Source organism: uncultured Photobacterium sp., assembly GCF_947039875.1.
Classification (GTDB): Bacteria; Pseudomonadota; Gammaproteobacteria; order Enterobacterales; family Vibrionaceae; genus Photobacterium.
Genome location: NZ_CAMRAN010000011.1, coordinates 50187 through 62492, shown reverse-complemented (window position 1 = coordinate 62492; position 12306 = coordinate 50187). Strand labels below are relative to the sequence as shown.

Here is a 12306-nt window from a genome sequence, read left to right as displayed (position 1 = left end):
ATTATCCCAGCTTAATTTTTCTTAAACGGTCACTGTCGACAAACATGTCTTGATGAGTGGTTAACAACACCATTCCTCCACGCTCTGCATGGGATAAAAACAGCGCTTCAAGCACTTTTACACCTTGCTTATCTATTGCTGTTAATGGCTCATCAAGTACCCATAACTTATGGTTACTTAGCCATAATCGAGCCAAAGCAACCCGACGTTGTTGACCTGCTGATAACTGTCCGGCGCTGATATCTTCACGGCCAGCTAAACCAACATGTGCCAGCGCCTGCCATAGTGCATCATTACCACTTACTTTAGGTGTTCCTTTGAGATCGGAGCCTTGTTCACAGGTATGCATTGTCTGAAAAAAAGCCAAGTTCTCAAAGGCCGTAAGCTCACGCTTTACGCCTGTTTGGTGACCTAAAAATAATAGTGCTTGATGATAATCCTCACGTGCAGTCGCAATATTTTCATTACACCACAGCACATCACCACTATCTGGGTAGCCTAAACCAGCAATAATCCTCAATAAAGTCGTCTTACCTGCACCGTTTGGACCTTCAATTTGAACTAACTCACCACTTGAAATAGTAAAGTTTAATTCATCAAATAATACACGTTCATCACGAACACAGCTTAAATTTGCTACTGACAACATAAAATGATATATCCTAGGTGCCACAAAATAGCCGCATAGTACCACAATGGCTAACAAATTGACTAAACTGCTCAGCTTCTTAATCGTTAACTAACGCAACTAAATGTGAAAAAAATGCAAATAAAAACATTACTCAATATGCCTGTGTTTTTAGAAAAAAATTCGACAATTGATACAGTTAACGTGATATCTAAGCCTTCACATTTAAAATCACCATCAATAATTACTAACAACCACTCAAAATTGATATCTCAACTGCCGCAATTATTATTATCTATGAATAGCTTGCAACGGTTAGTTACAAATTTATTGCTTCCGTTAAACTTAGGTACAGTTAAGCCAACCCATTCAACGCCTCACGTACTTCAACAGTTATTTAACCAATTATTATTGCCGAATAACCAAGCAACATTAATTACATGGTTACAGCACAATACCGGTCATCAGGCCTTAGCCACCTTGTTACAGCAACTATCACAACCCTCAAGCCAACTTAATCAATGGTTGATCCAACGCCCCCCTGAACAGCAACAAGAATTCATCGCATTATTGCGTCTTGCAGGAGAACAACGAGGACCTGAAAATCAACGTTCACCAGATAATAACAATATTCATCTACAGTGGGTGCAAGACAATGGCCAAACAATATCGCTACAAATAAACAATCGTTCACAAAAGAAAACAAATACTGTTAAGAATAACAATAGTCAGTGGACCGTCAAATTGAGTTTACCTATTGGTACAATAGAGAGTATGAATGTTAGCGCTTGTTGGCATCAACAACAGCTGAGTACGCGCTTTGAATGTACCAATCAAAAGGTATTACATCATATTGAACGGGTAACACCGTATTTAATTTCACGGTTGCAACAATTAGGTATAAATAGCACACCGCCCCAATATAAACTGACGCTTCCCCAGCAACAACATCAGCCAGCTGTCGCATCGGGTCTCTCAATAAAGGTGTGATAACAAAAGGTATGGTATGACAAACAAATCGACACATAATGCTCAACAAGCTATCGCGCTACGTTATGATGGTGAGCAAGCCCCTTATGTCGCCGCTAAAGGTTACGATAAATTAGCACTGCACATAATTGAGCAAGTAAAACAGCAAGGTGGGCTAATTCATCAAGATCCCATACTCGCACAGTACCTTAATAGCTTTGATCTCAATGATCATATACCGCAGGAATTGTATTTGATTATTGCCGAACTCATTGCATTTTCATGGTATCTAAACGGCAGAACCCCTCCTGGATGGGAAGGGTTTGAAAATATTGATATTACGGCATAGCTCAATATTTAAAACGAGGCATTAACGTCGATAATGTTGCGGCATATTTTTTTGTAAGCTCAGCATTAATTCTGCTTCTGCTTTTGGCAAGTCGCACTCTTTCATTAACTCGTTAACATCTGCGCCTAATTCAACCATCTTGCTAGCACGGCTGTATAATCGCCCACCAGAATCATTCATGGCGATCTCATTTTGACGTTCTTCAACCCGTTCCAGCTGCTCAATCATATCAACCAATTTATTACTCATACCAATACTGCCAGTACGTAACTCATTAAATTGTTTCGTTAAACTTTCATGCTGTAAACGGCTATTTTTTAATACTTTTTCAATAGCTGAAAATTTTACTTCTAATGCTTTTCGCGCTTGGCGTTCACGGTTAATTAATACCGCCGCCGTTATCGCAATCACCACTGAAATCGCAACAGGTAACCATTGTTGAAGTATTATATCCATTACAAATATGCGACCTCATCCCACTCGTCTTCTGACAACAGTTTGTTTAAATCAACTAATATCAATAACTGATCATCATGGTTGCTCACACCTTGAATAAATTTGGCACTTTCTTCAGTACCAACACAAGGGGTGCTATCAATTTCAGAGTTACGCAGATAAACCACTTCCGCCACACTGTCGACTAAAATGCCAATTACTTGCATTTCCGCTTCAATAATCACAATACGCGTGCTATCTGAAATATCACCACGCTGTAAGCCAAAACGAGCACGCGTATCAATAACAGTAACAACATTGCCACGTAAATTAATAATACCGATCACGTAATCTGGTGCACCGGGGACTGGCGCGATATCTGAGTAACGCAACACTTCTCGCACTTGCATAACATTAATGCCATAGGTTTCGTTTTCTAATTGAAAAGTCACCCATTGCAAAACGTGATCGTTAACGCCATCTTTTTGTATTTCCGTTATATTTACTTGGGACATAGTCTTTCCTCTTTAATGCCTCAACTCGCGCCACTATTAACATCTAAACCTTTATTCAACATTTGAATTAATGCATCAGCATGGATCAGAGCACACATTTTTTGTTTTACCATTCCCGCCAACCATGGCCGCTTACCCGCTTGTTCTCGCCAACAAAGATCGGTTGGCATCAAGGTTTGCGTACCATGTAACTTATCGCAAGCCAAGCCCCACTGACTGTTGCCTAACATCACCATATAGTGATAATTATCGCGATAATCATTATTGGTTAGCTTATCGGCCATCACCCAACGCGCGGTATCAACCACATCGACATGATATTGTGGCAACGGTGCTAAACCTAAATACCAAGCAGGACGACCGACAATATGGTTCAGTTCTCCAAGTTGGTAAATGGCACCTAACTCGGTTAATGCCACCGCAAACATCATGCCATTAACTTCAAAAAACAGCGCTTGGAATGGCTGTTGCTGGCCGAGATGTTGCCATGTGACAACCGCTGGTTCTGGTTCTGGTTCTGGTTCTGGTTCTGGTTCTGGTTCTGGTTCTGGTTCTGCATTAATCACAATCACAGCTTGAGGTTCAACATCAACCTGCGTTGGTATTTGATCTAATAACTGTTGTAGTTGCTGTGTCGATACCGGTTCACAAAAGGCTGTTGGTTGAGTAGCAGACACAGGTTGTGGCTCGGCGTCTAACAACAAATCACCAAAATAATCGTCTAATGCCTGTTCACTGGTTAACGGTTTCTTATTCATCGTAGGCCAACCTTGTTAAATGACTCAGGAGGGTTTTATAAGCAAAAACCCCGCGACAATTATGAGCATACAATGACGGTGGCATATGTTTAATACTGGCATCACGGAACTTAGTATCAATAGGAATAGCAGACATCCACACTTGATCTGGGTAACGTGTTTTTAAGTCTTGTAACGTTTGTAATGATGCACGAGTACGTTTGTCATACATCGTTGGTACGATAGTGACATCAAATCCTGATGGCTTAGAACGCTGCATTATCTGCAAGGTACGCAACATTCGCTCTAAGCCTTTCATGGCTAAAAATTCCGTTTGTACTGGAATTAAAATTCGATCACTGGCTGCCAATGCATTGACCATCATCACCCCTAAAATTGGCGGACAGTCAATTAATACATAATCATAATCAGCAGCAACACTGTGTAGGGCTTTTTTTAATACTAACCCCATGCCACTGCGGTTCCCCATCGAACGATCTAAAGTCGCTAATGACATATGGGCTGGAATGATATCGATATTTTTAAATGTGGTGCTTAAAATCAATTCTCTGACGCCATCACGCGTGATCTCAGGCAGTTGAAATAAATCAAACAAACTGGCTGGTACATAATCAGCATCAAAATTTAAATATGTTGTCAATGAACCATGCGGGTCGGTATCAACCACTAATACCCGTTGGTTCTGTTCACTTAATAATCCAGCTAATGCTATGGTAGTGGTCGTTTTCCCTACTCCACCCTTTTGGTTTGCAATACTCCAAACAACCACCGTCAACTCCTCACGACAAACCTAATTCAATTAAAATACATTCAGCAATACGGTCGAGGGGAAGATCATGACTAGAAATGCCAGCTTTAGCAACTGCTTGTGGCATACCATATACGACACAGCTATCTTCATCTTGTGCCCAAACGGTCGATCCATTGGCTTTTAACATCCGCGCACCTTCACGCCCATCAGCACCCATGCCAGTCAGCACTATCGATAGCACCCGATCATTAAACACTTTTGCCGCTGATCCAAACGTCACATCAACACAAGGTTTATAGTTCATTCGGTCACCACCATCAATAATTCGTAACCGTGCTCCAACGTTACGTCCATCGACCATCATCTGCTGTCCACCTGGCGCTAAATAAGCAACACCAGCGCGTAGTATATCGCCATCTTGGGCTTCTTTTACTTCTATACGGCATAAGTGATTCAATCGAGCGGCAAAAGCGGCGGTAAATGTCACGGGCATATGTTGCACTAACACAATCGGGTGAGGAAAATTAGCCGGTAATTGAGTTAATATTTTTTGTAAAGCAACCGGGCCCCCCGTAGATGTACCAATGGCTAATAACTGATATTTTTTCCCTGATGCACGAAAATGAAATGGCATTGATGGCGTCATTACCGAACTCGCTATTGCTGAATCAGCTAATGTACGTCCAACACTTGAAGTAACAGTGGGGGTTGCTGTTGCCATCACCTTAGTCGGTGTCGCTGCGGTATGACGCACCGACGGAATAGGCACGGGTTTGATTGTCGTTGCGACACTACTATTGCGGCGCAAATAAAACCGTTTACCTGCTAATTCTGCTACGCGTTTTTGTAATAAATCGACAGCGTCATCACGATTACGGGCAATATCTTCAAATTTTTTCGGTAAGAAATCTAATGCACCAGCATCCAGAGCATCTAACGTTGCTTTAGCGCCAGCTTGGGTTAAAGAAGAAAACATCAAAATAGGTGTTGGGGCTATTTTCATTATTTCGCGGACGGCAGTGATTCCATCCATCACCGGCATTTCAATGTCCATCGTAATAACGTCAGGTTGCAACGCTTTAACCAACTCGCACGCTTCTTTGCCGTTAGTTGCATTACCTACCACAGTTAATCGAGGGTCTGTATTAATAATTTCACTGACACGCCGACGGAAAAAACTTGAATCATCAACAACTAACACCTTTATTGCCATTTGTTTTCATTCCTTTACATAAACAACACCGCAAGCCTAAACACTGGCGGTTTACGGGGTATCATTGTTAATAATTAACGTCTTACATAATGATTTAATAAATTAGGCACATCTAAAATAAGCGCAATATGACCATCACTGGTAATGGTAGCCCCTGCCATTCCTGGCGTTCCTTTGAGCAATTTATCTAACGGTTTAATCACGACTTCTTCTTGACCAATCAAACTATCAACTACAAACCCGATCCGCTGATGACCCGTTTGTACAATCACCACATGACCAAAACTATTATGTTGTTTGTTCGTTGTTGATTTTTTTGATAACCAATCTTGTAAGTAAAATAATGGAATCGCTTTATCACGCACAATAATGGTTAATTGACCGTCAACGGTATGGGTTTTAGTCAAATCTAAGTGGAAAATTTCATTCACATTTGCTAACGGCAAGGCAAAAGGTTGCTGAGCTACGCCGACCATTAATGTTGGTAGAATCGCTAATGTTAACGGTACCTTAATGTCAATACGTGTCCCTTTTCCTAAGGTAGAATCAATCACGATTGAGCCATTAAGTTGGTTGATACTGGTTTTAACCACATCCATACCAACACCACGTCCGGAAATATCTGAAATTTCTTTTTTAGTTGAAAAACCCGGTGCAAAAATCAGATTATAAGCATCATTATCACTCAAGCGTGAAGCTGCATCGTAATCCATCATGCCGCGATCAATCGCGATTTGACGCAATCTATTGGCATCCATTCCACTACCATCATCAGCGATAGTTAATCGAATATGATCCCCTTCTTGCGAGGCTGATAATAACACTTTACCCACTGGCGATTTGCCTGCCAGCTCTCGTTCTGCAGGCATTTCAATACCATGATCAACTGAGTTACGGACTAAGTGTACTAATGGATCAGCAAGTGCTTCCACCAAGTTTTTATCAAGATCGGTATCTTCACCCACCATCTCAAGCACAATTTCTTTATTGAGACTACGGGCTAAATCACGTACCACTCGCGGAAAACGACCAAAGACTTTCTTAATCGGCTGCATGCGAGTTTTCATTACCGCCCCTTGAAGATCCGCAGTCACAACATCTAATGTTGATACCGCTTTTGACATTTCTTCATCGGTGGTATTTAAACCTAAGCTAACCAGTCGATTACGCACCAATACCAACTCGCCCACCATATTCATAATGATATCGAGAGTCGAAGTATCAACACGTACCGTTGTCTCCGCTTGAGGCTTAGGTTTATCTTTAGCTGCTGGTAATGGTGAACGATTGACAGGCTCACTGACCACTATTGGCGCGACTGACACTGGGTTTTCAGTGACTGGAGCTTCAATAACAGGTGTACTGACTGCCGCTTGATTCACACTAGCAGCATGATCAACCTGAGGCGCACAACCAATACCATGTAATTCATCTAATAAGCTTTCAAATTCATCATCAGTCATTAAATCATCGTTAACAACGGCAAGGTTTTCATTTTCAATAGACGGCAGAGTTATTGCAGCTGAAGAATTGCCAGCACCGGGAGCATTACCACTACCATGTAACTCATCTAATAAACGTTCAAACTCATCATCGGTAATATCATTACTTTCAACACTTGTAACAGTATTAGCGATAACAGCGGTTGATGACGACGATGGTGAATTACCTACACCATGCAATTCATCTAATAAGCGTTCAAATTCGTCTTGAGTGATATCGTCAACAGAATTAGCCGCAATCGCACTTGTCGGTGCAGCAGTCGCAAGAGGTTGATGACTAACCACAGTGGTTTCAGCCATTGTCTTTTCAACAATATCGACTGTCGCTGCAACAACTGCTGGCGGTAAACTGTAATGATGCAACTGATCCAACAAAGTTTGATCGGCTTTGCTTAATGGTTGATGCTCTTGTACTTGAGCAAACATCACATTAATACAATCTAGCGCTTCTAAAATGACATCCATCAATTCTGATGTCACTTTACGCTTACCCGTACGTAGCAAATCAAAGACGTTTTCCGCGCCATGACAAGCATCAACTAACTCAGTTAATGATAAAAAACCTGCGCCACCTTTTACGGTATGAAAACCACGGAAGATAGCATTTAATAATTCACTATTATCTGGACTACGTTCAAGTTCAACTAATTGCTCAGACAATAATTCAAGGATCTCTCCGGCTTCAATCAAAAAGTCTTGTAGGATATCTTCATCTAAATTAAAACTCATAAATTCCCTCTAAAATCCAAGGCTTGAAAGTAAATCATCAACATCATCTTGCGATGAAACCGTATCTTTACGTTGCTGAGGATTAATAATAGGTCCTTCCGCAGTAACCCCTAATGGCAGCAACTCTACGCTAGAAGATGATGCTTGTTCTATTCCAAATGCTTGCAGAATATCCAACATTCGATCTTCAACTTCATGCACCAAGGTGATCACTCGTCGTATGACTTGCCCAGTAAGATCTTGAAAATCTTGTGCCATTAAAATATCGGTTAAATGCTCTCGTAATAGTGAGCTATCTTGATCAACTTGAAGCAGTAACGCATTAATATCATGACAAAGCTGTTTAAAATCAGTTAACGCAATTTGCCCCACCATTAAGCGCTGCCATTGCGGATGCAGGCTATGTAATGTTTGTTGCAATTGCTCAGCAATCGGCAAGGTTATTTCAACCGCATCCATAGTTCGGTTTGCCGCTGCTTCTGTTTTATCAATTACATAAGATAAACTGTCGCGCGCATCAGGAATATCGGTTCTCGCTAAATCGTTCCAGCGAGGATCCAGCCGAAAACTCACCAATGAATCGTGTAACTGGCGAGTCATTTTTCCAACTTCCTCATACATAGGCGCATGATGACGTTCAACTAAAGTTTGCACGAGTGTATTGGCTTGTTGTTGCTGGTTTTGTTCAAGCAACACCACTAACTGCTGTGCTTGCTCCAATGAAATCATGGTTATATTTCCCTATGCCAAAACACAATCACTATTGTAATCGTTCAAAAATCTTTGCTAGTTTTTCTTTTAATGTCACTGCATTAAACGGTTTTACAATATAACCATTAACGCCAGCTTGAGCGGCCTCAATGATTTGCTCACGTTTAGCTTCAGCTGTAATCATTAACACAGGTAAATGCTTTAATTGCTCATCCGCACGAATCTGACGTAACAAATCAATACCTTGCATTCCTGGCATATTCCAATCTGTTACTACAAAATCAAAATCACCACGTTTTAATAGTGGTAGTGCTGTTAAACCATCATCTGCTTCTACTGTGTTATTAAACCCTAAATCACGCAGTAAATTTTTTACAATTCGACGCATTGTTGAAAAATCATCAACAATAAGAATTTTCATGTTTGTATTCAAAATTGCCTCCACAGCGAAACCTGTGTTGTTCTTAGTTATAAAATAATTATGGTTTATGTTTTATTGAAATTAGGCAGCCCAAGCTTGTAATTTAGCTCGTAAGCGCTGCATCGCTTGGCTATGAATCTGACAAATACGTGATTCACTGACACCAATAACAGCACCAATTTCTTTTAAATTCATTTCTTCGTCGTAATACAGCGATAACACCAAGGCTTCACGTTCTGGTAAGGTTTTGATCGCCGCAGCTAAACTATGGCGAAAACTATCATCAACAACATTCTGCAACGGCATATTTTGATCAATATCATCCTCATGCATCATGGTTTCTTCACCACCAGCAAGATCGGCAATACCCATAATACGGCCACAATTAACGTCATTTAATGCTTGATGATATTGCTCTAGCGGCATCTCTAGAAACTGTGATATTTCAATGTCCGTTGGATCTCGTCCAAGGTTGTGCTCTAGTTTTGCAATCGCATCACTAATACGCCGACTATGTTTGTATACAGATCGCGGTACCCAATCACCACGTCGAATATCATCTAGCATCGCACCACGAATACGAATTCCAGCAAAGGTTTCAAAACTAGCCCCTTTAGTGGGATCATAATTCTGTTGCGCTTCTAATAAGCCAATCATGCCAGATTGAATTAAGTCTTCGACTAAAACACTGGGTGGTAACCGTGCCATTAAGTGATGAGCTATTCGTTTAACCAACGTCGAATAACGCTCAATAAACGCCTGTGGGCTTTGTTGGTAACGGCTATAAGTTAACGTTTTATTCACGAAAAGTAGCCTCCATGGCTCGTGGTTTGTGCACCAACAATCGTTCAACAAAAAACTCTAAATGTCCGCCGGGGTGATGCGGAAGTGGCCATGTCATTGCTTTTGATGCTAATGAATTTAATGCTAATGCCGCCGGACTGTGTGGGAATGCTTCGACCACTATTTTTTGGCGTTTAACCGCTTGGCGAACATTGTCATCAAGTGGAATACATGCCGCGAGCTCAAGGTTAGCATCAAGAAAACGTTCGGTTACTCGAGTTAGCTTAATGAATAAATCACGCCCTTCACGATAACTACGTACCATGTTAGCCACAATCTTAAACCGTTGAATATCATACTCACGACTCAAAATTTTCATTAATGCGTATGCATCTGTGATCGAAGTCGGTTCATCACAAACCACAATAATGATGTCTTGAGCAGCACGAGCAAAACTCAGCACCATGTCTGAAATACCCGCGGCAGTATCAACTAAGAAAAAATCAATATCATACTGTAAGTTGCTGAATGCTCGAATTAACCCTATATGTTGCGTCGGGGTTAATTCAGCCATATTTTGAGTACCTGAAGCCGAAGGTATAATTTTTACGCCGTAAGGGCCTTCGATAATAATGTCTTCAAGTTCACACATTCCCGCCAATACATGCGACAGATTGCGTCCTGCACGTAAACCAAGCATTACATCAACATTCGCCAATCCAAGATCAGCATCAAGTACCATGACCCGCTTGCCTTGACGCGCCATTGAAATTGCCATATTAAGAGTGACATTGGTTTTACCTACGCCCCCTTTACCACCTGTAATCGTAATGACCTTCGTCGACGTTAATTGGGTCATTCGACGTAAACCACTCGCTTGATCGTACATGATGTTCTCAGTCATAAAAATCAGCCGAAATGTTATCTGAGCTATCACTAGACCAGAGATGAGATTGCTGTGACAGTTCTAGTTCTAACAACTCATTTGCGCGCGAAACGAGATAATTCCCGGTCGCTACTTTCAAGTCTTCAGGAACCCGTTGACCATCCGCTAAATAGGCAATCGGTAACGCATTTTGAATAGCGACACCGATGATTTCACCCAAACTCAACGATTCATCCAACTTGGTTAATACACAGCCCGATAATGGAATACGACGAAAATGTTCAAGTGTTTCTTGTAGTACTCGTCGTTGGGATGTCGCAGGCATCACTAAATAGCTGCGGATTTTAGCGCCGCTATTTTGCATTAAGGTATCTAATTGTTCTGACAAACGAATATCGCGTTGACCCATACCGGCGGTATCAAGCAGCACTAATCGACGATGACGCAACTGATGAAGTATATCGGCCAGTTCCTGTGCATCTTTAGCAACTCTTACAGGACACCCCATAATTCGGCCATAAGTGGCCAATTGTTCATGGGCGCCAATACGGTAATTATCGGTGGTCACTAACGCTATTTGTTGAGGACCAAACTCCATCGCAGCTCGTGCCGCTAGTTTGGCAACTGTGGTAGTTTTTCCAACCCCTGTCGGGCCAAGTAATGCCACCACGCCACCATTTTCTAAAATACAGTCGTCTGTGGTTACTAATTGATCGGCTAATAAATCAAGTAAAGCGGGCCAGGCTTCATTGGTAGGCAAATCTTCCGGTATATAGCACGCTAATTGATCAGCTAATTGATCGGATAATCCCATCTTTTCAAGCCGTTTGATCATCATCGCCCGCATCGGTTCTTGGCGTTCAACTTCTTGCCACATTAACCCTGATAATTGATGTTCTAATAAACGTCGAATAGACACGATATCGGCTCGCATCGCATCTAATTCATCATCTTTTTTGATGTTTTTTGCTTCATAACGACTCGGATCTAAACGAGGTTTACGCGCGGTACTAGCATAGTCATTACGCCCAACATTTGTCTCGTGTTCATAATGTTTTGATGATGGACGAACATAATTCCCCACATTGAGATCTTGTGCCGAATCATCATAACGACGAGCCTGTTTCGACTGAGATAACGACCGTTGTCTGTCGGTGCTAGCGTGTTGACGCTGTTGTTCATGACTCTCGCTGTGGTAATAATGCTGTCGAGCTTGATCGCGACTTAACTCATTAGTGCTATTTAGCGCTGATTGTTGCTGATGCTGGGTTTGATGTTTAGATTGGCGTTGCAACAAGGCAGTTAATGAATCCACTGAGGCCATATTATCGCTCCCCTCTGTTGCTGCGGCATAATTTTGCAGTACGCTGGCAAACTGCTTTGAAACAGAAGGCGTTACATTAACTTTATCATCCGCCAGTTTTCGCCTTGCTTGGCCTAAACCTTGTTCTAATTCATCACGTACGGCATGGTTTGTTTTTGCAACTGGTTGGCTTGTTTCTGCATCAACTGCAGCCACTATCTCAACCCCACCCGAGACTTTTTTATTTGACATAATCACCGCATCAGGGCCAAGTTCTTCTTTGACTTCGCTAAGTGCGGTTCTCATATCCTTGGCAAAAAATCGTTTAATTTTCAAACTTAGTTCCCTATCAG

General features: G+C 41.6%; 14 protein-coding genes. 2 read left to right on the top strand and 12 right to left on the bottom strand.

All coding sequences use genetic code 11. The annotated features are described in order from the left end of the window. Position 1: 1 nt before the first annotated feature. On the bottom strand, positions 2 to 649 hold the full coding sequence (gene ccmA, locus Q0V26_RS06005) for a cytochrome c biogenesis heme-transporting ATPase CcmA (protein ID WP_297479274.1): 648 nt from the start codon (positions 647 to 649) through the stop codon (positions 2 to 4). Positions 650 to 763: 114 nt separating this feature from the next. Between ccmA and Q0V26_RS06000 the strand changes: the two genes are divergently transcribed. Further along, positions 764 to 1618: a hypothetical protein gene (locus Q0V26_RS06000; RefSeq protein ID WP_297479271.1), complete on the top strand. Its 855-nt coding sequence runs from the start codon at positions 764 to 766 to the stop codon at positions 1616 to 1618. A gap of 16 nt (positions 1619 to 1634) precedes the next feature. Further along, positions 1635 to 1946 (top strand): EscU/YscU/HrcU family type III secretion system export apparatus switch protein, encoded by a 312-nt coding sequence (locus Q0V26_RS05995; protein WP_297479268.1) that lies wholly within the window; start codon positions 1635 to 1637, stop codon positions 1944 to 1946. 21 nt (positions 1947 to 1967) lie between these two features. On the opposite strand, the gene Q0V26_RS05990 is transcribed toward Q0V26_RS05995, so the two are convergent. From Q0V26_RS05990 to flhF, 11 genes are all read right to left on the bottom strand, one after another. Further along, the gene (locus Q0V26_RS05990; protein ID WP_297479265.1) at positions 1968 to 2402 is read right to left on the bottom strand and encodes a DUF2802 domain-containing protein; all 435 of its coding nucleotides are present in this window, start codon (positions 2400 to 2402) and stop codon (positions 1968 to 1970) included. After that, the gene (locus Q0V26_RS05985; RefSeq protein ID WP_297479262.1) at positions 2402 to 2896 is read right to left on the bottom strand and encodes a chemotaxis protein CheW; all 495 of its coding nucleotides are present in this window, start codon (positions 2894 to 2896) and stop codon (positions 2402 to 2404) included. Before Q0V26_RS05985 ends, Q0V26_RS05990 begins: the two co-directional genes overlap by 1 nt. Before the next feature lie 20 nt (positions 2897 to 2916). Next, entirely contained in the window at positions 2917 to 3654 is a 738-nt protein-coding gene (locus tag Q0V26_RS05980) for a chemotaxis protein CheW (protein ID WP_297479260.1), read from the bottom strand. Continuing rightward, positions 3647 to 4423 (bottom strand): ParA family protein, encoded by a 777-nt coding sequence (locus tag Q0V26_RS05975; RefSeq protein WP_080156949.1) that lies wholly within the window; start codon positions 4421 to 4423, stop codon positions 3647 to 3649. The genes Q0V26_RS05980 and Q0V26_RS05975 overlap by 8 nt, the downstream gene beginning before the upstream one ends. Positions 4424 to 4433: 10 nt before the next feature. Beyond that, positions 4434 to 5618: a chemotaxis response regulator protein-glutamate methylesterase gene (locus Q0V26_RS05970; protein ID WP_297479257.1), complete on the bottom strand. Its 1185-nt coding sequence runs from the start codon at positions 5616 to 5618 to the stop codon at positions 4434 to 4436. A gap of 74 nt (positions 5619 to 5692) precedes the next feature. Beyond that, positions 5693 to 7849, bottom strand: coding sequence for a chemotaxis protein CheA (locus Q0V26_RS05965; RefSeq protein WP_297479254.1), 2157 nt, complete (start codon positions 7847 to 7849; stop codon positions 5693 to 5695). A gap of 9 nt (positions 7850 to 7858) precedes the next feature. Next, entirely contained in the window at positions 7859 to 8578 is a 720-nt protein-coding gene (locus tag Q0V26_RS05960; protein ID WP_080156953.1) for a protein phosphatase CheZ, read from the bottom strand. A 31-nt stretch (positions 8579 to 8609) separates the two neighbouring features. Continuing rightward, complete coding sequence (gene cheY / locus Q0V26_RS05955; protein ID WP_080156955.1) at positions 8610 to 8981, bottom strand: chemotaxis response regulator CheY; 372 nt, start codon at positions 8979 to 8981, stop codon at positions 8610 to 8612. Between the two features lie 81 nt (positions 8982 to 9062). Beyond that, the gene (locus tag Q0V26_RS05950; RefSeq protein ID WP_297479249.1) at positions 9063 to 9785 is read right to left on the bottom strand and encodes an RNA polymerase sigma factor FliA; all 723 of its coding nucleotides are present in this window, start codon (positions 9783 to 9785) and stop codon (positions 9063 to 9065) included. After that, the gene (locus Q0V26_RS05945) at positions 9778 to 10668 is read right to left on the bottom strand and encodes a MinD/ParA family protein (protein WP_080156958.1); all 891 of its coding nucleotides are present in this window, start codon (positions 10666 to 10668) and stop codon (positions 9778 to 9780) included. The genes Q0V26_RS05950 and Q0V26_RS05945 overlap by 8 nt, the downstream gene beginning before the upstream one ends. Further along, positions 10661 to 12289, bottom strand: a complete 1629-nt coding sequence (gene flhF, locus Q0V26_RS05940; protein ID WP_297479244.1) for a flagellar biosynthesis protein FlhF — start codon at positions 12287 to 12289, stop codon at positions 10661 to 10663. Before flhF ends, Q0V26_RS05945 begins: the two co-directional genes overlap by 8 nt. Positions 12290 to 12306 lie beyond the last annotated feature (17 nt).

Bases quoted from the DNA above. Each gene is read 5' to 3' on its own strand.
- ccmA (WP_297479274.1), bottom strand. From the start codon at position 649: ATGTTGTCAGTAGCAAATTTAAGCTGTGTTCGTGATGAACGTGTATTA.
- Q0V26_RS06000 (WP_297479271.1), top strand. From the start codon at position 764: ATGCAAATAAAAACATTACTCAATATGCCTGTGTTTTTAGAAAAAAAT.
- Q0V26_RS05995 (WP_297479268.1), top strand. From the start codon at position 1,635: ATGACAAACAAATCGACACATAATGCTCAACAAGCTATCGCGCTACGT.
- Q0V26_RS05990 (WP_297479265.1), bottom strand. From the start codon at position 2,402: ATGGATATAATACTTCAACAATGGTTACCTGTTGCGATTTCAGTGGTG.
- Q0V26_RS05985 (WP_297479262.1), bottom strand. From the start codon at position 2,896: ATGTCCCAAGTAAATATAACGGAAATACAAAAAGATGGCGTTAACGAT.
- Q0V26_RS05980 (WP_297479260.1), bottom strand. From the start codon at position 3,654: ATGAATAAGAAACCGTTAACCAGTGAACAGGCATTAGACGATTATTTT.
- Q0V26_RS05970 (WP_297479257.1), bottom strand. From the start codon at position 5,618: ATGGCAATAAAGGTGTTAGTTGTTGATGATTCAAGTTTTTTCCGTCGG.
- Q0V26_RS05965 (WP_297479254.1), bottom strand. From the start codon at position 7,849: ATGAGTTTTAATTTAGATGAAGATATCCTACAAGACTTTTTGATTGAA.
- Q0V26_RS05960 (WP_080156953.1), bottom strand. From the start codon at position 8,578: ATGATTTCATTGGAGCAAGCACAGCAGTTAGTGGTGTTGCTTGAACAA.
- cheY (WP_080156955.1), bottom strand. From the start codon at position 8,981: ATGAAAATTCTTATTGTTGATGATTTTTCAACAATGCGTCGAATTGTA.
- Q0V26_RS05945 (WP_080156958.1), bottom strand. From the start codon at position 10,668: ATGACTGAGAACATCATGTACGATCAAGCGAGTGGTTTACGTCGAATG.